This window comes from Planktothricoides sp. SR001 (assembly GCF_001276715.1).
GTDB lineage: Bacteria > Cyanobacteriota > Cyanobacteriia > Cyanobacteriales > Laspinemataceae > Planktothricoides > Planktothricoides raciborskii.
This window is the reverse complement of record NZ_LIUQ01000004.1, coordinates 105,859-125,812: the sequence shown is the minus strand read 5'-3', so window position 1 is coordinate 125,812 and position 19,954 is coordinate 105,859. Positions and strand designations below refer to the sequence as shown.

Here is a 19,954-nt window from a genome sequence, read left to right as displayed (position 1 = left end):
TCTTTTGTGGTTATGCTAGAACAGATTAAATCTCATATTTCTGTTGCCTGGATTCACAGTATTCAAGAAATTCCCCAAGAACCTTGGGATGCAATGGCCATGCCTTTAAAAACGCCTTTTTTAGAGTGGAATTGGTTGCATAATCTCGAAAGATCCAATAGTGCGGTGGGAAAAGCTGGCTGGTTGCCCACTCATTTAACCGTGTGGCGAGGAAAAGAACTAATTGCTGCTGCCCCGCTTTATTTAAAAGGTCACAGTTATGGGGAATTTGTTTTCGATCATCAATGGGCTGATTTAGCCTATCGTTTGGGCATCGAATACTATCCCAAAATGCTGGGCATGAGTCCATTTACCCCCGCTACGGGATATCGATTTTTAATCGCCCCTGGAGAAGATGAAGATACATTGACCGAGTTAATGGTCAGGGAAATTGATCGCTTTTGCGATCGCCAAAATGTATCCGGTTGCAATTTTCTCTATGTCGATCCAGAATGGCGTTTAGTTATGGAACGTCACGGGTTCGTCAGTTGGTTGCACCATAGCTATATTTGGGAAAATAAAGGTTTTAATACCTTTGATGATTACCTAGGAATTTTTAACGCTAACCAACGGCGGAATATTAAACGAGAACGGAAGGCGATCGGGCAAGCGGGTTTAGTGGTAAAAATACACCACGGCGAAGACATTCCCCATAGTTTATTTCCTCAAATGTATAAATTTTATAGCGACCATTGCGATAAATTTGGCTGGTGGGGCAGCAAATATTTAACCAAGAATTTCTTTGAAATGCTGCATCATAATTATCGCCACCGAGTGATATTTATTGCCGCTTATCCCGAAGGGGAAGAACATCACCCGGTAGCTATGTCTTTTTGTGTGACTAAAGGCGATCGGCTTTATGGGCGATATTGGGGCTGCAATCAAGAAATTGATTGTCTCCACTTTGACGCTTGTTACTATTCACCGATTGAATGGGGGATTCAAAATGGCATCCAACTTTTTGACCCAGGGGCAGGGGGACAACATAAAAAACGCCGAGGATTTCCTGCTATGCCCAATCATAGTTTACATCGCTTTTATAATCAGCGTTTTGGTCAAATTTTACGGCCTTATTTAAATGAAGTCAACAAAATTGAACAACAACAAATCGATGCCATTAATCAGGATTTGCCTTTCAAACAAACCTTACCTGAACTAAAATTTTGATGAATAAATTTATATAATATAGTGGTGCGTTACGGCGGATTTTAGATTTGGGAAAATGTCTCCAATTCCTGTCACCGCCTAACGCACCCTACCTTTAGGCTACAAAATCAAGAATATGTTTAGCGGTAATTTCCGCTTGTTCCAAGTGAGGCACATGACCGCAATTTTCAATCCAAATTAACTGACTATTGGGTATGACTTGGGTAAATTTTTCTGCATCACCAGTGCCTAAGATTATGTCAGAATCTCCCCACAAAACCAGGGTATCTTGTTGAATTTTGGCAAATTCATCAGTGTGATTCGCCAAAAAATTATAACCCCCACTTTTGGTAAAATCAATTAGGGCTTTACTCCACCCCGGCATTTGTAAATGCAAGGAGGCACAAATGTCAGAATCGGTAGTAGCAAATTTCGGGTCTTTGTAAGCATTAAGGCTAATTTTTCGCCGCACATTGGCATTTCGCAAAAATTCAGTCGCCAAATATCCCAAAGGGGGAATTAAATATTTACCGATCGCTGGCCCTTTGGCAAAACCCGCACTATCAATTAGTACCAATTTTTGCACTGCTTCTGGATAGGTGAGAGTAAAATCAAGGGCAACCCCCCCTCCCATAGAAACCCCAATTAAAATCATCGGCTGACTAATCAGAGTTTTCCAAGTGTAATAGAGATGAGTTTTAATCGCAGTGGGATTAAAAGGAGTGCCTGCCATTCTGTCGGTAAACCCAAACCCTAATAAATCGATCGCATAAGTTTGGTAATGAGTTGCGAGTAATGGCAAAAGTCGTCGGCTTTCCAATAAGGAACCATCAAACCCATGCAGAAATAATATCGGTGTACTGCCATTGCCTTGACAAACATAAGAAGTAGCAATGGCTTCAGGGGTCAAACTGGTGACAATATCTTGGCGCTGAATTTTTTCCGCCAGGGAAATTGAGGTTGATTCCGTCAATTTTTGCACGTCGGATGGGAGAAAAGAGGCAAACACAATTTTTAGGTGATTTATTCAGAAAATGTATTTTCTCTATCCATGATATATTATATAAGTATAAGTTTGCATTCTATGTAAATTTTTTACAAAAAAATACCTGGACAATTATCTGGAAAACTAAAAAATTATGATAGCTACAGCAACGGATCGGACTTTACCCCATTTAAGCCCATCGATTGATGGCTGGCCGAATATCTGCGGGTGGGAAGCAGACGTGCAGGCGATCGCCACCCAAGATCGACCCGTATTTTTGTCAAAGACGAATATTAAAATTGAGGACATTAAAGCTGCATTCGCGATCGCGCTACATATGCACCAACCGACGATTCCTGCTGGGCAAAATGGCGAACTAATTAGCAACCTTCAATATATGTTTGAACATCCCGGAGAAGGGGATAATCATAATGCGGGGCCATTTGCCTATTGCTACAGTCGCATGGGAGATTTTATTCCCGAATTAGTGGCTAATGGCTGTAATCCTCGTGTGATGTTAGATTATTCGGGAAATCTCCTCTGGGCTTTTCAACAAATGGGGCGAGAAGATATTCTGAATAACCTGAAAAAAATTACCTGTAATCCCGAATATCAACCTTATGTAGAATGGCTGGGAACTCTCTGGAGTCATTCCGTAGTTCCCACTACTCCCATTCCCGATATCAAACTACATATTCAAGCATGGCAACATCATTTTGCCGCAATTTTTGGCTGGGAAGCTTTAGGGCGGGTTAAAGGATTTTCTCCCCCAGAAATGCACTTACCCAATCACCCGGATACTCTATTTGAATATATCAAAGCCCTGAAAGAATGTGGCTATCGCTGGGTGATGGTACAAGAACATTCCGTAGAATCTTTAGATGGGTCTTATTTGCGGGAAAAATATCTGCCAAATCGCTTAGTTGCCCGCAATTCCCACGGGGAAACTATTAGCATCACCGCTTTGATTAAAACCCAAGGTTCTGATACTAAATTGGTGGCGCAAATGCAGCCCTATTATGAGGCTAAAACTCGCGATCGCCAGAAACCGGGTTTTTTAGAAAAACCCGGTTTCTCTAATAATTCTATTCCCGCTTTAGTCACCCAAATTGGCGACGGGGAAAATGGCGGGGTGATGATGAATGAATTTCCCGATGCTTTCAAGCAAGCCACCTATAAAATTCAGGCAGAAGGTGGGGTAAAAGCGGAGGTGGTGGCTTTAAATGGCACCGAATATTTAGAATTAATTGAAGCTGCCGGATGTCACCCGGAAGATTATCCCCCTTGTCAGGCGATCGGGCAACATTTAATCTGGGAACGAGTGGATTTAAATCATTGTACCCCGGAAGCGGTAGAAAAAGCTATCCAAGATGCGAAAAAAGAACATCATAATTTTCATGTTGATGGGGCTTCTTGGACAAATCATATTAGCTGGGTTAAAGGATATGAAAATGTCCTGGAACCGATGAATCAATTAAGTGCCAAATTTCACCAAAAATTTGACCCTTTATTAGCTGAAAATTCAGCAATTACTCGTCAAGCAGATTATCGCGAAGCTTTGCTGTATAATTTATTACTCCAAACCAGTTGTTTTCGCTACTGGGGGCAAGGAGTTTGGACGGATTATGCGCGGGAAATTTATCGTCGAGGTGAAGCTTTGATGTAATCCCTAGAAATTCGGTCTGAGGTGGGCAATGCCCACCTAGGAATTCCCCGTAGGGTCGGCAATGCCCACCCTACGGCGATCTTTTTGGGCAAAAATACGCTAAATTTAGAATGATTTTATTTTTGCCTCTAAGGGGTAGGAATTTAGCCTAATTATATGAATGCCGATGTTATTCAGCAAGTAAAAGAAATTTTTGCCCAAATCGAGGGACAAACTGCCGTATTGCAAGCCGCAACTGGGTTAAATTGTCCGGCTGGTTGCGGTCGTTGTTGTGAAAACCCAGAGGTGGAAACGACGGTGTTAGAAATGATTCCCTTGGCCTTAGAATTGTGGCAACGAGGAGAAGCTTTGGAGTGGCTTTCTCGATCGCAAGCCGTGGAAAACCGTGGCCCTTGTGTGTTCTACCAACCTGACCCTTTTGTACCGGGAAATGGTCGTTGTTCTGTTTATGAATTTCGTCCCAGTCTTTGTCGTTTATTTGCCTTTGCCACGGTGACAAATAAGCAGGGAAAACCGGAATTAGCCGCTTGTATTCGGCACAAAGAAATGATGCCAGAAACCGTCGCGCAAACCAAAGCCGCGATCGCTGATGGATTACCCGCCCCGAATTTTGCTGAAATATCTATTCAATTGGCCATGCTAGATCCATCGGGAATTGAAAGATTTCCCATTAATCAAGCTTTAACATTGGCTTTGCAACGAGTGGGTTTAATTGCCCAACTTACTGGTGATGGCGGTGAATGATATTTTGCCAACAAAATCGCTGCCAAATCACTGTAGGGGCGAAGCATTCCGGCAAATAATTTATCGGTAAAAATATTAACCTTAGTACCGGAATGCTTTGCCCTAACCGCCGATAATTTTATGATCAGGGCTGTAGGGGCAAAGCATTCCGGCAAATAATTTATGGGTAAAAATATTAACCCTAGTACCGGAATGCTTCGCCCTAACCGCCGATAATTTTATGATCAGGGCTGTAGGGGCAAAGCATTCCGGCAAATAATTTATGGGTAAAAATATTAACCCTAGTACCGGAATGCTTCGCCCTAACCGCCGATAATTTATCGGTAAAAATATTAACCTTAGTCCCGGAATGCTTCGCCCTAACCGCCGATAATTTTATTCATCATAAACATCTAAGGGCGAAGCATTCCGGGATTAAATTTATCGTTTTCACCGAAAAATATCTGCCGGAATGCTTTGCCCCTACAATTAAGGGCGAAGCATTCCGGGATTAAATTTATCGTTTTCACCGAAAAATATCTGCCGGAATGCTTCGCCCCTACAAAAATTGCTTTAATGCTTTAATATTAATGGAAGTTTAGAATTGCGCCTAATTAATGAGCTTAAGAATCTACGGCAATCGCCTATTAAAAACCGTACCCGGACAGCAAACTCGCCCGACCTCAGCGCGAGTCCGCGAAGCTATTTTTAATATTTGGCAGGGAAGTATTTCCGGCTGTCGGTGGTTAGATTTATGTGCCGGGGCTGGTTCGATGAGTGCAGAAGCATTGTGTAGAGGGGCTTCTGAGGTAGTAGCGATCGAACAGTCCGGTCGGGCTTGGGGAATTATTCAAGAAAATTTAGCTAAAGTTGCCAATGATGAGCAATCTTTTCAAGTTTTACGGGGGGATGTGGTCAAGCAGTTGAAAAATCTGGCGGGTCAACAGTTCGATCGCATCTATTTCGATCCGCCTTATGCCAGCGATTTATATCAGCCAGTGATTTCCCTAGCCGCGTCTCTGCTGGCGCCCGATGGGGAAATGGCCGTCGAACATGACCGCGATATGCCTCCGGTATGCTTTGGCGATCGCGACTTATCCCCAGAAACCGATGAAGCACAAACGGATCGGCCAATCTTAGAAATTTGCCGACAGAAAGTGTACGGAAATACTGCCGTCACCTTCTATCGGCTAGTTACAGACTAGGGTTTACCGCTGATACTGTTGATAAGCCGCGACAAATAAACCAGTCAAAGTCACAAAAATCAGTCCCAGGACGATACCAGAAAGTAAGGGTTCTACCACGTTAAGTCTCCTTGTTACAAGTCAGAGATAAGATACAACAATCGTTAACCTTTATTACCAGTTTCTCATAGTACCCCGTTTCTAAGCTAGATGCTTGTCGATGAAATTCTCGGTTTTTTGGCAAAATCAGGGATCTGGTCTGCCCACACCCTTGCTTGTTAGGTGCGGAAATATTAAGCTATGTAATGGAATTAAAAGTTATATTTAGAATCTTCTTTAACCAAAGTGCTCTTGGATAATCAGGTAGGTCAACTGGAAAACCAAGCTGAGGCGAACCGCCGCAGTTTATCAGGTCAGCATACAACCAGAATCCTGCTTCTGGCGCTTGTCTTGGCATTCGGGCTGACTATTACAGCGATCGCGCTTCAGTATCAGGTTTCCGATCCGTACACAAAAACCGTCCTTTCTCTCAATGGCGACGCGGTACAGGGACACGCCATCTTTCAAATGAACTGCGCTGGTTGTCACGGCCCCCAGGGGAAAGGCCAAGTTGGGCCGAGTTTGCACAATGTTGCAGGCCGCAAGTCTCGCCCTCAAATTGTCCACCAAGTGATTAGCGGTCAAACCCCACCCATGCCACAATTTAAACCCACCACCCAAGAAATGGCTGATTTACTCAGTTATGTGGAAAAACTTTAGATTTGTTGTTTGTTGGTGGTTGTTTGTTGGTGGTTGTTTGTTGGTGGTTGGTGGTTGGTGGTTGGGTAGGGATTCTTTGGTGGTTGGTGGTTGGGTAGGGATTCTTTGGTGGTTGAGTATTTTTAATTCAAAGAATGAATATAGCGATTGTCATAGTTATGAAGTACAAAAAAACTTGTCATTCCCGCGCAGGCGGGAATCCAGAAAACCTCTGTAATTCGGACAATAACCGCTATAACGAATAGCCAACAACAAATAACTAACAACCAACAACCATCAACCAACAACCAACAACCAACAACCAACAACAAATACTATACCCAGCCTTTAAACTCAGACTCAATTAAAGATTTTTCTATCTTGATATATTCGCTGCGCGATGCCGCTAAAATATGTTTCATCATCACAGGTTCCCCCGCATCCGCCGCAATAAAGGCCGCATTTAAGGCAATATTTTTTATATTGCCCCCAGCCACAGATAGCTGGGCTAATTTATTCGGTTTCAAGCCTTCTGTAGGAGTTTCAGATGGAAAAATTCTTGCCCAAATTTGCTCTCTAGCCTTAATATCTGGGTAGGGAAAAGAGATAATAAAGCGAATTCGGCGTAAAAAGGCTTGGTCTAATGAACCTTTTAAATTAGTCGTTAATATAGCTAACCCTTGGTAAGCTTCCATCCGTTGTAATAAGTAACTTACCTCCACATTGGCGTGGCGATCGTGACTATCGCGGACTTCAGTTCTTTTGCCAAATAAAGCATCGGCTTCGTCAAATAATAACACCGCCCCACCGGACTCAGCCGCATCAAAAATCCGCCGCAAATTCTTTTCGGTTTCGCCAATATATTTACTGACCACTACACTTAAATCAATCCGGTACAGGTCGAGGCGAAATTCTTGGGCAATCACTTCAGCAGCCATTGTTTTTCCGGTGCCACTCGAACCAGCAAATAAAGAAGTCATGCCTAAACCGCGATTATTTTTATTGGCAAATCCCCACTGTTGATAAACTTTAGCCCGTTGTCTAAATTGAGCGGCAATTTCCCGCAAAATTTTTAGTTGTGGTTCCGGTAAAATTAAATCTTCCCAGGTAGCTTTGGCGTCGATTCTTTGGGCGATATCATCTAATCTTGGTCGCGCCATTGTCCGGCAAATATTCCACAAATGATGAGATATTGGTTTTGTATCGGTGGATTTGGCTAATTGATTTTGATTTTTTTGCAGAGAATTACAAGCGGTTTTAATGGCTTTTTGACTTAGGTTAAATTGAGCCGCGATCGCCTCCACATCTCCATTCAGTTCCGCCGCCAATCCTCCCAAATTTTTCTTTAACAATTCTAACTGTTCTGGATAACTAAGCCCCGGAATATCCCAGGATATGAGAGGATTTCGCGGATGATAAATTCGCTCTTCTGTGGAGATAATTAAAGGAGTCTTTACATCGTCAATAAATTGTAAAACAGCCCCTAGTTTCAGGGGTTCCCTGAGATTTAATCCGTCACAGTCGAGTAACAAGATACTTTTGGTCAGGGCAAATTCTCGCTGCCACCGATGAATAATATAACTAATATTTTCTTGATCCGTGGGTAGGCGATCGGCCAACAAAACTTTTACCTGGCGATTCATTCTCTGGCAAACCGCAGCGGCGATCGCGCGTTTATCCGCCGTTTCCCAACCGCACAATTGCACCATAGATGAGTCCATTGATGAGCCCATTGATGAGTTGAGTAAATCATCCCCATAATTCATAATTGCCAGCAATTCTTGAACAATTTTTTCATGGGAATTGGGTAAAGTCTCAGGAACAGAATCCTCTACAGATTTAATTAGATGAGAGAGGCGATCGTCCTGATAAATTTCTCCCATCAAATAATGTAAAATACACTCATCAATTTGTAACGGACATTGGGTAATCACCGTCCCCGTTCCCACCTGCAACAATTGCCAACGTCTTAAAGGTGCATGGGGGGTAAAAGCACTCCAATGGGCATTAGGAAACAATTGCAAACCTAGGCCAAAAGTAGGGTAAGGCATTTGGGGATTTTGGTGCAACTGAGTACAAAGAAAAGAAAAATCAGGAAACACCGCCACCCCCACCCCCATTAACAACAGATAAACCTCAAAAGCAGAAAGGTTAAAAGTGGTGCAAACTTGTTCTAACGCTGTAGGTGGAGATAATTCAGGAATTTCCACCAATGGTAGTTCATTCGGTGGCGCCACGCGAGCGGGATTTTGTTGATGCTGCCACTGTTGCTGCAAGAATTCCTGTAAAACTTTAACATTTTTTAACAAAAAATGAGAATTCACTTCAAACCATTTATGATTCATTTTACTGCCTCACTATTGCCTCACTATTGTCTCAGGATTTATATATAATTAGGGCATTTTCTAATTGTAATCAGACTTTATTCATCAAACCGGGTTGTTATTCTACATACCCTGCGGCTGGCAAAATATTAAGAAATATTAACCAAACACTTTTAGAGAAAATCTTGACTTAGGATAAGATATTGATTCTTACAACTATCACAAAGTCAAAAACAAATTGTCTCCCTTTTTCTCTCTTTGTCTCCCTTTCAGGAGTCAAAAGCGCCGCAGATACAATGTAACAGCAATGTAACAGCAATTCTCCATAGTAATTAGATAGGTGAGATTATGACCCAGACCAAAGCGCAAAAATCCGGATCCTGGACGCCACAAATTCAGAAAAAAGCACCATCCTTGGCGCCACCACCTATCGTCGTGCAGCGTGACGCCGTTGCCGCGCCCACCAGCGAAGCACCGTTATCCGAATATACGCCCCTAGAACCCAATGCCCTGCAAAATCATCCGTTAATGGGGAATATTTCTGACTTGCCGCCCATTCAGACTAAGTTAACTATTGGCGCCCCTGGGGATAGGTATGAACAAGAAGCGGATACCATTGCCCGAAAAGTAGTCAGTCAAATTAATTCACCTACAGCCCAAGCAAAACCAGCCACCAAAGTTTTGCAACGGCAGCCCGTTGGTCGGGATATCACCGTTTCTCCCTTTGCGGGAATGATGCAAGCAAAAGAGGCGATCGCTGGTGGACCTGCTTCCCAGGATTTAGAATCTTCCATTAATCGGGCCAAAGGTGGGGGACAGCCGTTAGATGCCGGTCTGCAACAGTCAATGGGGCAGGCAATGGGGGCAGATTTTAGCGGGGTGAGGGTACATACTGATGGCACATCTAACCAGTTGAATCAATCGATTCAAGCCAAAGCTTTTACCACCGGGCAGGATGTATTTTTTAAACAGGGACAATATAATCCCGGTAGCAAAGGCGGACAGGAATTAATTGCCCATGAGTTAACTCATGTGGTGCAACAGAAGGGTGGTTCCACTGTTCAACGAGAACTGAGTGAACTGACTCTAGACCAGGTAAAATATGCTAATCAAATTCGTCAAGTTAGAGGTTTAGATAATGTTAATACGCGGATAAAATTTGATTCTAAAAAATACGGTAAAAAAATTGAAAAAATTTTTTTAGATCATAAAAGTTGGGATAAAATCAAGAGTGAGTATGGTAGCGATTTAACCATGATGTGGTTATGCTTTGATTATCGTAAATGGTACGTTGATTCCTTGATTTCCAAACTTCGCTCTAAATATAAAGGTTTAATTGCTAAGTCAGTGGGGAGTCAGGATCCGACTTCAGACTATGACATTACTATCTCTACGCCCGGCTCTGGAAATGATGTTAAAGCGATTGAAGATTTTAATCGAGAAATCAAGAAAAAATTTGGGGTTCAACCAGGTACTCTTTTCGATACCAATTTATATGCCAAAGACTATCTGAAGGTGACAGAAAATATTGACGAAGCATCGAAAAAAAACCAAGTTTCTGATACTGACTTAGATGAGCCGGATGGTGGTTTTGGCAAGATGGGTGGCTTGTCACAAGATGTGGCGTCTTTGGTAAAACAACGGCGGTATATGAATCAAATGGAGTGGAATAAATATGTTGAGGAAGTAGTTGCCTCTATTCAGGATGAAAGCCAGAAGAAAACTACGCGACATCAATATGAAGAAGCTGATGCTATTTATCAAATTGCCGCTTACGAACTTCGTGACGAAGTGATGAATAACCCTTCAGAGGAGAATCAAAAAATCATTGCTGACGTTAACAAAAAAACGAAATTAAGTAATGAAGAAGAAAAACTCATCGCTCAACAGCCCAAAGAGATTCAATCAATGGTGAGAGATGAGTTTTTAGGTCTTAAACAACTGCAAGGAGTTACCCACGAAAACTCTGACTTAGTGCTAGAAAAAAGTAATAAGCTTTATTTGCAAAGGATGGCGAAGATTCGCGAAATTCAAGAATTAATTCGCGTTCTCAGCCCGGACAAAGAAGCAGAACAACAAAATAAAGAAGAAATTGAAACTCTCAAAGCACAAGTCAAGCAACTATTAGGTGAAGCTTGTTTCTTTGCGGCTGAGGCTTATCATAGTGAAGGGGCGGTTAAACATATTGTTGCTGGTGTTCAGGGATCTAAAGCAAATCCTCAAGAAAAACAAAGGATTATGAGCAGCCTAAAACCCGAGCATTACTTGCAATCTTTCAATGAACAGTTTGGAGATTTTTTGAAAGATTTAAATCATTATGCCGGGGAGCCTAATGGCAAGATTTTTTATCGATCTTCTAAGTATTTATATCGTCTGTTTTTGGCGGTAGCAGAGTTGCGTTTATACAAGCCAGAATTCAAGGGGTTGGAATATTTACAAATTGAGGAACAACAGGGTAATGCGGCTAATCTTGCACAAGACATTAATGATAAATTAGTGCTGATTCGCAAGGGGGATGGAGAATTTAAGGGGGCATCAGAAGCGAAGAAGATTGAAGCAGCAGAGCAGCAGATGAAAGCAATTTTAAATGTAGATACAGCTTCATCACTGAAAGTGAAAATTCTGCAAATGGCTCAGGAATTTAATAGTGAAGTGAGAGCCAAAATCAAAGATTTGTCCGCAATGAATCCAGAAATATCCAAACAATTCTTTAGGAATATTTATAAATAATAGTTATGAAGATTAACGAAACAATCTGCAATATGCTATCTTTGGGAATTATAGAAAAAACCGATGCTGGGGTTTTTGTTCTAACGTGGCTGTTGCAAAACTGTCCGAACTATTGATGGCTAGTGCTATTTGAATTAGCGGCCCGATCGCCTCTCTTTTCGAGAAAGAAACCGGTTTTCTGTTATGAATATCAGCAGTTATCTGTGGGATTCTATCAAAGAAACCCGGTTTCTAGCTAGGTGGCTGAGAAGCGATCGCCCCTCTTTTTCTATTACCCGCAATATTGTAATCGATTAGACATCTCCAATAATTGCCCTTCACAAAGCCATATCAAGGCTTTATATCTGATTTTTGGAGATGTCTATTCATTACCGGGAAAATATTAAGAAATATCACAATCAAAAAAATTGAAAAATCTGAATATAAAATTAACTATTAACGACTGGGACTAATTGCCAGAGAAATCCTGTCCCATTCACTCCATCGGTAAAATGTGCATCTGGGCTTCATACTGATAGATCACACTGAACCTAGTAGGTGACATGATGACTACAACAAAAGCGCAAAAATCCGGATCTTGGACGCCACAAATTCAGAAAAAAGCACCATCCTTGGCGCCACCACCTATCGTCGTGCAGCGTGATGCCGTTGCCGCGCCCACCAGCGAAGCGCCGTTACCCGAATATACGCCCCTAGAACCCAATGCCCTGCAAAATCATCCGTTAATGGGGAATATTTCTGACTTGCCGCCCATTCAGACTAAGTTAACTATTGGCGCCCCTGGGGATAAGTATGAACAAGAAGCGGATACCATTGCCCGAAAAGTGGTCAGTCAGATTAATTCACCTACAGCCCAAGCAAAACCAACCACCAAAGTTTTGCAACGGCAACCCATTGGTCGGGATATCACCGTTTCCCCCTTTGCGGGAATGATGCAAGCAAAAGAGGCGATCGCTGGTGGACCTGCTTCCCAGGATTTAGAATCTTCCATTAATCGGGCAAAAGGTGGGGGCCAGCCGTTAGATGCCGGTCTGCAACAGTCAATGGGGCAGGCAATGGGGGCAGATTTTAGCGGGGTGAGGGTGCATACTGACTCTTCCGCTAATAATTTAAGTCAATCCATTCAAGCCAAAGCCTTTACCACTGGGCAGGATGTATTTTTTGCTCAAGGACAATATGATCCTGGTAGCAAAGACGGACAAGAATTAATTGCCCATGAGTTAACTCATACTATTCAACAAAGTAGTGCTTCAACGATTCAACGTAAGACAAAAAATATTCCTCAACTTTCGAGTATAGATACCCGTGCTTTAATCAGCACTAAAGCCGAAGATCTTCAAGGATTAATCATCAAGTATAACCAGATTAAGCAGGATGATAAGAATTTCGATCTCCAAAAAGAAATCCTATCGAAGATAAAGGAAATAGCAACAGCGTGGCTTGAGTCCGATGCTGATAGTGCCAAGAAAACAAAAAAACCAGAAGTTATCGATACGCGCACAAGAGCGGAAGAAGAGTTAGCCGAAGTCGCTCGCCAAAAAGAAGAAAAAGTTGCAGATGTTACTCAAGATGATCGGGGTACTTTAGGGAAGACAGGGGTGAGTAATGCATTGATTGATCCGATTTATGATAGTGAACTGTATGCTGAGATTTATGGGGCTGTTCTCTCCAAGCTAGGGGTAGGAAGAGGTGCATGGCGGCGATCGGACGAGTTGAATCAGTTTCGCCAAAAGTTGAAAGATGCTGCTAGAACCCAAGCTGCCACAGATATTGAACAATCCATCAATCATCAGTCACTATCGGGTGATGCTCGTAAAGAATACATTAAAATGAAGGCTAATGTTGAAGCATATGGATTAGCTAAAGGTTCCGTTGATCAGGTGATGAAACAGCAAGCTGAGAAAATTGTAGATAACGTCATACCAAAAGTTTCTACAGTTCTAGATTTGCGAAAAGCTGCCAATGAGCGGGCGATCGACAAAACCCGTAGTTTGATTAGCAAAGATCCTGAATTACAAAATCAGGATAACATTAAGGCCATTAAGAAAGCTGCAATTGAAGCCGCTACTCAACAAGCCAAATCAATCTTAAGTCAAAAGGAACCCGCAGCGGTTGCGATCGCACGTGAAATCACCAAGGGAGATCCTCTACGGCAGGAAGAACAGGCCCTAACTGAAAAAGTTATTGACCAAACCAAAACTGATCGAGTGGGGAGCCGAGCAATTCAAAAGGTAATTGAAGCCGATACCTTAACCCAAGGCTTTGAGAAAATTGCTTCTTTAATTGATGCGAATGCCTCTGCTGCTGGAACCTCAGTTTCACTCAATATTGAATTGAGGATTAAAGACCCAATGACGGGAGGGTACTTTATTTCTCAATTTATTGGAGAAGCATCAAAAGAACAAGAAGAAGAAACTGAACCTCTTGAAGTTTCCTTACGCTCAGAATTTTCTCTGGGTGGTGGTTGGGAGCGTTTTGGTTTGGATCTGAACGCCCAAGTAGGTTTCTTCTTTGAATCTACTGCTACTGACACCAAGAAAGCGGTAGGCTTGATTTCTTATGGTTTGTATCGAACTCTCCAAACTAAAAACCTTGATAGTACAGTCGCCAACGCGATTTGGGGTTATGGAGGAAAATCGCAACTCAAACATAAAGGAAAAGAAGCAGAAACTTGGGCAACAGCGATGGAAGAGTATCTCTTCAAAAATGCTCAAGGAAATATTGACGAAACATCAAAAGTGGAAGTCGGAGCATTGCTGAAAGGTAACGCTAAAGCCAATTTAGGATTTGCTACCGGAGAGTTAGAAGCTAAATTCTCTTATGCTAAACAATATTCAGCAGAATCAATTGGTGGTACAACAGCAGTTGGTAAATCTAAAGACCAAACACAGCTAAATCAAGCTTTTGCTGCTAAAAACGTTACCTATATTGAAGTTAATGGCAAAATGGAAGCCTTGGAAGAATTTGCGGGAGGTCAAGCTGGAGTTAAATTTGGTTTGGATGGCACAACTTTCAAGAGCGTTGAAATAGAAGCGGCAGGATTCCTCAGTAGTGCCCTAGCTAAAGGTGGCAAGGACTATGGAACCGTTATGAATCACGTTTGTAAAGCGATTGCCGGTTATGTGACTTCTTTGGCCGCCATCGGGAAAAAAGCTTATAATGTTGCCAAAAATAAGGCCAGGACTACAGCGGAAAAAGGTGGTGAAATTACTGGGATTTTCAGTGACTTAGGAATGATGGCTGTAACCATCGGTGATGAAGTCGGAGCCGAGTGGGGTAGTAAGATTGTTAATGTAGCAGGAGAGGAAGTTGGCCAAGATATTATTAAGATTACCGCTACTGAAGCTGCTATGAATCCTCTTCTGGATATTAAACAGCAATTGAAGATTGGTGGGGGTCTTTCTTGGGAGTCAGGTGAGGGTTTTAAAGTTAACGTTTATGTGAGTCAAGTCAAAGGAATAGCAGTTGATACGGGAGCTTTATTAGGGGAAGTGTTCCGCTTAAAGATTAAAGGTGAAGCTACCAATAAAATTGTTAGTAAAACGTTTTAAGTAAATTTTTATCCATATCAATGAGCGGAAATTAGTGACTCTGAAACAGAAGTTAAAATTTTACTTTTTAACTTCTGTTTACGACTTAAATGGGCAAAATTACCAGCGGATTATCGCACAACAAATTATGAACAAAGAAACATACAAGGTTGGACAAGAAACTCCATTTTTATCTGCCCTGGGAGAACCTATAAAGATTTTGGTAGAAGAAATCAATCTCCAAAAAGATGAAAATAATCAGATTACAGCCTTGGTTTTCACTGTGGCTGTATCCTATGAAACCTATCAAAAGATAATTCAGCAATCACTGTTTAATCTGTTTCCTGAAATTGGGATTAGTTATCCTTATAATGATTTTGAAGAGGATCTAGTTGAAATAGAGTTGCAGCTAAAACCATCGCTAATCACCTACCTGAATCAGCAAATGGAAACAGCAAAAGGGCTGGGAGGTGTAATGAATCAAGATGATTCAAGTGGACTGCAAAGCAATTGTTTATTTTATACAGAAAACTGGTTGGCGATCGCTTTCAAACAATTGGTGTCGTTACCTCCTGAATTAGCAGAAGATGGGGAATTGAAACAAGGTTATCGGACTCTCTGGCATAATCAGGCATTAATCCGAGAAAAATTGAGTACAAAAGTTAAATCTACCAAAGAATTTGTGATTGATTACCTTAATCACAATAATTGGAAATATGAGGAATTTAATGAGCAAATTATTAAGCTAGTATTTAATGGAGAAACGGCTCAATGGTCTTTCTTAATTGCAATAAATGAGCCAGAGCAGGAAATCTGCTGTTATTCTATTTATCCTGAACCGATTTCAGAAGAACATCGAGGGCAATTTGCAGTATTTATTACTGGAATTAATTATCAATTGAATTTCGGTAATTTTGAAATGGATTTTGATGACGGAGAATTAAGATTTAGAACTTCTTTACCTTTAAGTAAAGAAACGTTAAACCAACAAGTGTTAGAAAAAATAATTACTGGGAATCTGAATACAATGAATGCTTATGTATTTCAATTACAACAATTACAGTCCGATCTAAATTAGATGAAAGTTTCTGCCTGAATAATTGGGTTCAGGAAGTTATAGAGAATTCTATGGCTATATATAATTATGACTAGGCGATCGCCCTTGCTAAGAATTGAGGGGGGATCGCCTCTCTTTCTCTATTCCCAGCACTATTTTAATCAGAGGCGCGATTCCCGTCTCTGGATCCGCTTCGCGGAATCGCCTCTCTTTTGGAGAAAAAAACCGGGTTTCTTTGATGAATATCAGCAGTTATCTGTGGGATGCGATCGAAGAAACCCGGTTTCTGAGTGGCTAAGGCGCGATCGCCTCTCTTTTAGAGAAAGAAACCGGGTTTCTTTGATGAATATCAACAGTTATCTGTGGGATGAGATCGAAGAAACCCGGTTTCTCGATGGCTGAGAAGCGATCGCTCTTTGTGGGAAAAACCCTGATGAGCGATCGTTCTTGATAAAATCAGGCAAATACCCTCTTCTGTTTCCATGCCTGACTCTATCCAACAAGAAGCCCGTCAAATTCTCGATACTCTTGTTTTTACTCCCTTCGAGCAATGTCAACCCCTCAGCCGCCAATTTGAAACTATCCCCGCCAGGGTTGGTTTATACGCATTTCGGCACTGCTCCGAAGGGCTACTCTATATCGGCAAAGCCAACAACCTACGAGACAGACTACGCGGCGGACATAAAGCCTTTCTCTGGGGCTGGCTCGATCGCTATAATCCAGAGGATGTGCGAATTGCTTTCGTCACTCTCAAGCACTGGCAAAGACCCGGGTTATTATATGAATTAGAAACCCTCATCCTCCAAGCCACCAATCCCCCTTACAACGTAAAAATCCCCAGAGAATTATGACTCAAACCTTAACCAATCAACACCTTTCCCCAGAAGCGATCGAGCGGCTGGTTAATTATTTGCCTGACTACATAAAAGCTGCACTTTTGGAAAAGTCTGCTGCATTTGAATGTTCCCTTGAGGCTACAATTGAAATGGCAATTGCCAACTTCTTAGATGAAGAAGCATTGAGCTTTGAAGACTGTCTTCTCGCTCAACGGCTGAACAATAAGCATTAATAGTGCGATCGCATTTTACTCGCCTTTTACTCGATGGGATCAATTTGTCCTCAATGCGATCGCTTTCAATCTAATCCGATCGCACTACAAGATCGGCGATCAGATTGGGTTGAAAAAATATCAGCGATCGCCTCTCTTTCTCTATTCCCAGCACTATTTTAATCCGAGGCCCGATCGCTCTCTCTTTTCGAGAAAGAAACCGGGTTTCTTTGATGAATATCAGCAGTTATCTTTGGGATGCGATCGAAGAAACCCGGTTTCTGGGTAGCTGAGAAGCGATCGCTCTCTCTTTTGGAGAAAGAAACCGGGTTTCTTTTATGAATATCAACAGTTATCTTTGAGATGCTTTCGAAGAAACCCGGTTTCTGGATGGCTGATGCGCGATCGCCTCTCTTTTGGAGAAAAAAAACCGGGTTTCTTCATATCAGCAGTTATCTGTGGGATGCGATCGAAGAAACCCGGTTTCTGGGTAGCGAAGGCGCGATCGCTATAATTGGAGAAATGTCACCATTAATCTTTATCTTATGAGAAGCCAGCCAATCAATATCACCTACGAAATCGATCTACAACCTGGTGAACTGCTTCATCTACCTCCCGAATTAACTGCCCGGATTGGCGCCGGACGCTGGTTGATTACAATTCAACCAGTATTATCCCCTCAGTATCAGCCAAAGCGCAGTCACGATGCTTTTCTGAATAGCTATGCTCCAGAAGACGAGGGACTCTATGATGATTACACCCGGTGATATTTGGGTTGCCGAAATCCCATTTACCGACGGGAGTGCCGCCAAAAAACGCCCAGTTCTAATTTTATGGCTGGACGCTCAAGACGCGATCGTTGCTGCTGTAACATCTGCATCCCCAAGATCAATAACTGATGTAATCCTCCAAGATTGGGAACAAAGTAGTTTACGAGTCCCCTCAGTCATCCGACTTGCCCGATTAGATTGTTTGGAAAAATCTCTCTTGATTGCTCGCATTGGTCATATTTCTCCAGCCGATGCCCAACAGCTTATAGATGTCTGGAATTCTCATGTCAACCCCAAGTTTTAGTGCGATTTCCCGCGATCGCTCTCTCTTTTGGAGAAAGAAACCGGGTTTCTTTTATGAATATCAACAGTTATCTTTGAGATGCTTTCAAAGAAACCCGGTTTCTGGATGGCTGAGAAGCGATCGCCTCTCTGGTCGTTTGGCTAGTGGGGATGAAACCTAAAGTGTTACAATCTAGCTGATGACGACAGAAATTGCGCGATCGCAATATCAGACAAAAAATGAGCGGATCGAACTGGTGAACCAGAAAAACAAATACTTGGGGATGTTCGTGGTGACAAATAATGCCTAGTGTAGAACAAATGATCGCCTGTGTGCGAGTTTGTCAAACTTTGTCTAACTTCTATACCGATATTCATCTATTTCGCTATGACGAAAAAAGAAAAGAAATTTACATTTTAGCCGGGGAGACGATCGGCATCACAATTTTTAGCAATGGAACTTGGGAGTTAGATGATGACACAGAAGCTTGACTTTCAAAAAATGAGCCGAAAAGAACTTAGAACTTATGTTCTGAACCACCGGGAAGATGAAGAAGCTTTACGGATCTATATGGATAGAATGCACAATGATCCTGGTGTTATTCGACAAATTGGGGGCTTGAATGAAGCGGATCTCAAGTTCCTTGAGCAAGCGATCGCCAAACAAGTGAAAGATCCCTAATTTTGCGCGATTCCCGCTTCGGGATCCGCTAGAAGCGCGATCGCCTCTTTTTTCGAGAAAGAAACCGGGTTTCTTCATATCAGCAGTTATCTTTGAGATGCGATCGAAGAAACCCGGTTTCTGGGTGGCTGAGAAGCGATCGCCTATCCTTGCCATAGAAGGATTACCGGAATCTCGGCGTAATTGTTCTATAAATTCTGGATATTTCTCCATATCTTATTTTGGCTAAGGTGGATGCTAAACTAAAAACAATAACCATCAAAAATACGACAAATGGAACCACAAACTTTAGAAGGAACTTGGGAAGAAATTCTCCAACATAGTGCTGAATTAGCTGGTCAGCGAGTCAGACTGACTATTTTACCCCATGAATCTTCAAATGCCTCGATGATTCCCACTCTAGAGCAAAAATTAAAAGGAAGAGTTGGACGAGTAAATTTTCAGCCATCAGACTTATCTGAACGAGTTTCAGAAGCTTTTACAGACCTTTTAGATACTCAAGCTTCATCATTAAATCAATGACAATTTGCGATGCTTCACCCCTAATTGCCCTCATAAACTCAGGCGATCGCAATCATCAACGCTGCCTGGAAATTTTACCATATCTGTCAGACCCCCTGATTACCACTTGTGCTTGTTTTACTGAAGCAATGTATTTGTTAGGTCGATATGGGGGGTGGTTCGCGCAACAAGAATTATGGGATTATGTTTCTGATGAAATCTTAGTCATACACCATCATAGTTTAAACGAACTCACCAGAATGGAAAGTTTAATGGCTCAGTATCAAAATGTACCAATGGATTTAGCGGATGCTTCTCTAGTAGCGATGGCTGAAGTGCTTCATCAAAGACAAATATTCACTCTCGATCGTGATTTCTATATTTATCGATTGTGGGGAAATCAATCCATTGAGGTTGTCCCCTAAACTGATCACAAACCAGTCAGAAAAATCACGGCGATATCCAACAAAAAAAAGACCTGAGTCAATTCTATCGACTCAGGTCTTATCCAACTTATCTATCTAGCACCCAATTTAGGGTATTAAAACT

24 protein-coding genes are annotated in these 19,954 nt (G+C 42.0%); 20 read left to right on the top strand and 4 right to left on the bottom strand.

Going from position 1 to position 19,954, the window contains the following annotated elements; genetic code table 11:
• Positions 1 to 12 precede the first annotated feature (12 nt).
• Positions 13 to 1,206, top strand: a complete 1,194-nt coding sequence (locus tag AM228_RS03935) for a GNAT family N-acetyltransferase (protein WP_054464804.1) — start codon at positions 13 to 15, stop codon at positions 1,204 to 1,206.
• Between the two features lie 94 nt (positions 1,207 to 1,300).
• Here the strand turns inward: AM228_RS03935 and AM228_RS03930 are convergent, their stop codons facing one another.
• On the bottom strand, positions 1,301 to 2,194 hold the full coding sequence (locus AM228_RS03930) for an alpha/beta fold hydrolase (RefSeq protein ID WP_054464803.1): 894 nt from the start codon (positions 2,192 to 2,194) through the stop codon (positions 1,301 to 1,303).
• A gap of 130 nt (positions 2,195 to 2,324) precedes the next feature.
• Between AM228_RS03930 and AM228_RS03925 the strand changes: the two genes are divergently transcribed.
• The 3 genes from AM228_RS03925 to rsmD all read left to right on the top strand — a co-directional run bounded on the left by AM228_RS03925 (position 2,325) and on the right by rsmD (position 5,764).
• Positions 2,325 to 3,836, top strand: coding sequence for a glycosyl hydrolase family 57 (locus AM228_RS03925; protein ID WP_054464802.1), 1,512 nt, complete (start codon positions 2,325 to 2,327; stop codon positions 3,834 to 3,836).
• 156 nt (positions 3,837 to 3,992) lie between these two features.
• Positions 3,993 to 4,580 carry a YkgJ family cysteine cluster protein gene (locus AM228_RS03920; protein WP_054464801.1) on the top strand — a complete coding sequence of 196 codons (588 nt, stop codon included), beginning with the start codon at positions 3,993 to 3,995 and terminating at the stop codon, positions 4,578 to 4,580.
• A 596-nt stretch (positions 4,581 to 5,176) separates the two neighbouring features.
• Positions 5,177 to 5,764 (top strand): 16S rRNA (guanine(966)-N(2))-methyltransferase RsmD, encoded by a 588-nt coding sequence (rsmD, locus tag AM228_RS03915; RefSeq protein WP_054464800.1) that lies wholly within the window; start codon positions 5,177 to 5,179, stop codon positions 5,762 to 5,764.
• A gap of 3 nt (positions 5,765 to 5,767) precedes the next feature.
• Here the strand turns inward: rsmD and petG are convergent, their stop codons facing one another.
• Positions 5,768 to 5,863 (bottom strand): cytochrome b6-f complex subunit V, encoded by a 96-nt coding sequence (gene petG, locus AM228_RS29140; protein WP_072160640.1) that lies wholly within the window; start codon positions 5,861 to 5,863, stop codon positions 5,768 to 5,770.
• A gap of 225 nt (positions 5,864 to 6,088) precedes the next feature.
• On the opposite strand from petG, the gene AM228_RS03910 reads away from it, so the two are divergent.
• The gene (locus tag AM228_RS03910; RefSeq protein ID WP_369817669.1) at positions 6,089 to 6,502 is read left to right on the top strand and encodes a c-type cytochrome; all 414 of its coding nucleotides are present in this window, start codon (positions 6,089 to 6,091) and stop codon (positions 6,500 to 6,502) included.
• A gap of 122 nt (positions 6,503 to 6,624) precedes the next feature.
• Here AM228_RS03910 and AM228_RS34875 read toward each other — a convergent pair whose 3' ends face one another.
• The gene (locus tag AM228_RS34875) at positions 6,625 to 6,813 is read right to left on the bottom strand and encodes a hypothetical protein (RefSeq protein ID WP_072160639.1); all 189 of its coding nucleotides are present in this window, start codon (positions 6,811 to 6,813) and stop codon (positions 6,625 to 6,627) included.
• A 3-nt stretch (positions 6,814 to 6,816) separates the two neighbouring features.
• Positions 6,817 to 8,826, bottom strand: coding sequence for an ATP-binding protein (locus tag AM228_RS03905; RefSeq protein ID WP_054464799.1), 2,010 nt, complete (start codon positions 8,824 to 8,826; stop codon positions 6,817 to 6,819).
• Positions 8,827 to 9,153: 327 nt separating this feature from the next.
• Between AM228_RS03905 and AM228_RS33945 the strand changes: the two genes are divergently transcribed.
• The 15 genes from AM228_RS33945 (at position 9,154) to AM228_RS03840 (ending at position 19,830) form a co-directional block, all read left to right on the top strand.
• Complete coding sequence (locus tag AM228_RS33945; RefSeq protein WP_054464798.1) at positions 9,154 to 11,535, top strand: DUF4157 domain-containing protein; 2,382 nt, start codon at positions 9,154 to 9,156, stop codon at positions 11,533 to 11,535.
• Between the two features lie 542 nt (positions 11,536 to 12,077).
• Positions 12,078 to 15,086: a DUF4157 domain-containing protein gene (locus AM228_RS03895; RefSeq protein WP_197285210.1), complete on the top strand. Its 3,009-nt coding sequence runs from the start codon at positions 12,078 to 12,080 to the stop codon at positions 15,084 to 15,086.
• 34 nt (positions 15,087 to 15,120) lie between these two features.
• Positions 15,121 to 16,143 carry a YbjN domain-containing protein gene (locus AM228_RS03890; protein WP_054464796.1) on the top strand — a complete coding sequence of 341 codons (1,023 nt, stop codon included), beginning with the start codon at positions 15,121 to 15,123 and terminating at the stop codon, positions 16,141 to 16,143.
• A gap of 66 nt (positions 16,144 to 16,209) precedes the next feature.
• Positions 16,210 to 16,524, top strand: coding sequence for a hypothetical protein (locus AM228_RS31780; RefSeq protein WP_156331517.1), 315 nt, complete (start codon positions 16,210 to 16,212; stop codon positions 16,522 to 16,524).
• An 80-nt stretch (positions 16,525 to 16,604) separates the two neighbouring features.
• Positions 16,605 to 16,973, top strand: a complete 369-nt coding sequence (locus tag AM228_RS03880) for a GIY-YIG nuclease family protein (protein ID WP_054464794.1) — start codon at positions 16,605 to 16,607, stop codon at positions 16,971 to 16,973.
• Positions 16,970 to 17,191: a hypothetical protein gene (locus AM228_RS03875; protein ID WP_054464793.1), complete on the top strand. Its 222-nt coding sequence runs from the start codon at positions 16,970 to 16,972 to the stop codon at positions 17,189 to 17,191. Before AM228_RS03880 ends, AM228_RS03875 begins: the two co-directional genes overlap by 4 nt.
• A gap of 33 nt (positions 17,192 to 17,224) precedes the next feature.
• Positions 17,225 to 17,353, top strand: coding sequence for a hypothetical protein (locus AM228_RS35965; protein WP_255353139.1), 129 nt, complete (start codon positions 17,225 to 17,227; stop codon positions 17,351 to 17,353).
• A 180-nt stretch (positions 17,354 to 17,533) separates the two neighbouring features.
• Positions 17,534 to 17,719, top strand: coding sequence for a hypothetical protein (locus tag AM228_RS03870; RefSeq protein WP_054464792.1), 186 nt, complete (start codon positions 17,534 to 17,536; stop codon positions 17,717 to 17,719).
• Positions 17,716 to 17,937 carry a hypothetical protein gene (locus AM228_RS03865; protein WP_054464791.1) on the top strand — a complete coding sequence of 74 codons (222 nt, stop codon included), beginning with the start codon at positions 17,716 to 17,718 and terminating at the stop codon, positions 17,935 to 17,937. Before AM228_RS03870 ends, AM228_RS03865 begins: the two co-directional genes overlap by 4 nt.
• A complete protein-coding gene (locus AM228_RS03860) occupies positions 17,918 to 18,244 on the top strand; it encodes a type II toxin-antitoxin system PemK/MazF family toxin (RefSeq protein WP_082348735.1) in 327 nt (108 codons plus the stop codon). The genes AM228_RS03865 and AM228_RS03860 overlap by 20 nt, the downstream gene beginning before the upstream one ends.
• Positions 18,225 to 18,404 (top strand): hypothetical protein, encoded by a 180-nt coding sequence (locus AM228_RS31770; RefSeq protein ID WP_156331515.1) that lies wholly within the window; start codon positions 18,225 to 18,227, stop codon positions 18,402 to 18,404. The genes AM228_RS03860 and AM228_RS31770 overlap by 20 nt, the downstream gene beginning before the upstream one ends.
• A 121-nt stretch (positions 18,405 to 18,525) precedes the next feature.
• Positions 18,526 to 18,714 carry a DUF6888 family protein gene (locus AM228_RS03855; protein ID WP_054464789.1) on the top strand — a complete coding sequence of 63 codons (189 nt, stop codon included), beginning with the start codon at positions 18,526 to 18,528 and terminating at the stop codon, positions 18,712 to 18,714.
• A complete protein-coding gene (locus AM228_RS37115; RefSeq protein WP_375339275.1) occupies positions 18,695 to 18,904 on the top strand; it encodes a hypothetical protein in 210 nt (69 codons plus the stop codon). Before AM228_RS03855 ends, AM228_RS37115 begins: the two co-directional genes overlap by 20 nt.
• Positions 18,905 to 19,177: 273 nt before the next feature.
• Positions 19,178 to 19,426 carry a hypothetical protein gene (locus tag AM228_RS03845; RefSeq protein WP_054464787.1) on the top strand — a complete coding sequence of 83 codons (249 nt, stop codon included), beginning with the start codon at positions 19,178 to 19,180 and terminating at the stop codon, positions 19,424 to 19,426.
• Positions 19,423 to 19,830 carry a type II toxin-antitoxin system VapC family toxin gene (locus AM228_RS03840; protein ID WP_054464786.1) on the top strand — a complete coding sequence of 136 codons (408 nt, stop codon included), beginning with the start codon at positions 19,423 to 19,425 and terminating at the stop codon, positions 19,828 to 19,830. Before AM228_RS03845 ends, AM228_RS03840 begins: the two co-directional genes overlap by 4 nt.
• The last annotated feature ends 124 nt before the right edge of the window (positions 19,831 to 19,954 follow it).

Excerpts from the sequence above, each read along its gene's own strand:
- AM228_RS31780 (WP_156331517.1), top strand. The coding sequence starts at position 16,210 with ATGACTAGGCGATCGCCCTTGCTAAGAATTGAGGGGGGATCGCCTCTC.
- AM228_RS03865 (WP_054464791.1), top strand. The coding sequence starts at position 17,716 with ATGAGAAGCCAGCCAATCAATATCACCTACGAAATCGATCTACAACCT.
- AM228_RS33945 (WP_054464798.1), top strand. The coding sequence starts at position 9,154 with ATGACCCAGACCAAAGCGCAAAAATCCGGATCCTGGACGCCACAAATT.
- rsmD (WP_054464800.1), top strand. The coding sequence starts at position 5,177 with ATGAGCTTAAGAATCTACGGCAATCGCCTATTAAAAACCGTACCCGGA.
- AM228_RS03935 (WP_054464804.1), top strand. The coding sequence starts at position 13 with ATGCTAGAACAGATTAAATCTCATATTTCTGTTGCCTGGATTCACAGT.
- AM228_RS31770 (WP_156331515.1), top strand. The coding sequence starts at position 18,225 with ATGTCAACCCCAAGTTTTAGTGCGATTTCCCGCGATCGCTCTCTCTTT.
- AM228_RS03860 (WP_082348735.1), top strand. The coding sequence starts at position 17,918 with ATGATGATTACACCCGGTGATATTTGGGTTGCCGAAATCCCATTTACC.
- AM228_RS03925 (WP_054464802.1), top strand. The coding sequence starts at position 2,325 with ATGATAGCTACAGCAACGGATCGGACTTTACCCCATTTAAGCCCATCG.
- AM228_RS03875 (WP_054464793.1), top strand. The coding sequence starts at position 16,970 with ATGACTCAAACCTTAACCAATCAACACCTTTCCCCAGAAGCGATCGAG.
- AM228_RS03840 (WP_054464786.1), top strand. The coding sequence starts at position 19,423 with ATGACAATTTGCGATGCTTCACCCCTAATTGCCCTCATAAACTCAGGC.
- AM228_RS03870 (WP_054464792.1), top strand. The coding sequence starts at position 17,534 with ATGCTTTCGAAGAAACCCGGTTTCTGGATGGCTGATGCGCGATCGCCT.
- AM228_RS03895 (WP_197285210.1), top strand. The coding sequence starts at position 12,078 with ATGATGACTACAACAAAAGCGCAAAAATCCGGATCTTGGACGCCACAA.
- AM228_RS03905 (WP_054464799.1), bottom strand. The coding sequence starts at position 8,826 with ATGAATCATAAATGGTTTGAAGTGAATTCTCATTTTTTGTTAAAAAAT.
- AM228_RS03855 (WP_054464789.1), top strand. The coding sequence starts at position 18,526 with ATGCCTAGTGTAGAACAAATGATCGCCTGTGTGCGAGTTTGTCAAACT.
- AM228_RS35965 (WP_255353139.1), top strand. The coding sequence starts at position 17,225 with ATGGGATCAATTTGTCCTCAATGCGATCGCTTTCAATCTAATCCGATC.
- AM228_RS03920 (WP_054464801.1), top strand. The coding sequence starts at position 3,993 with ATGAATGCCGATGTTATTCAGCAAGTAAAAGAAATTTTTGCCCAAATC.
- AM228_RS03845 (WP_054464787.1), top strand. The coding sequence starts at position 19,178 with ATGGAACCACAAACTTTAGAAGGAACTTGGGAAGAAATTCTCCAACAT.
- AM228_RS37115 (WP_375339275.1), top strand. The coding sequence starts at position 18,695 with ATGATGACACAGAAGCTTGACTTTCAAAAAATGAGCCGAAAAGAACTT.
- AM228_RS03880 (WP_054464794.1), top strand. The coding sequence starts at position 16,605 with ATGCCTGACTCTATCCAACAAGAAGCCCGTCAAATTCTCGATACTCTT.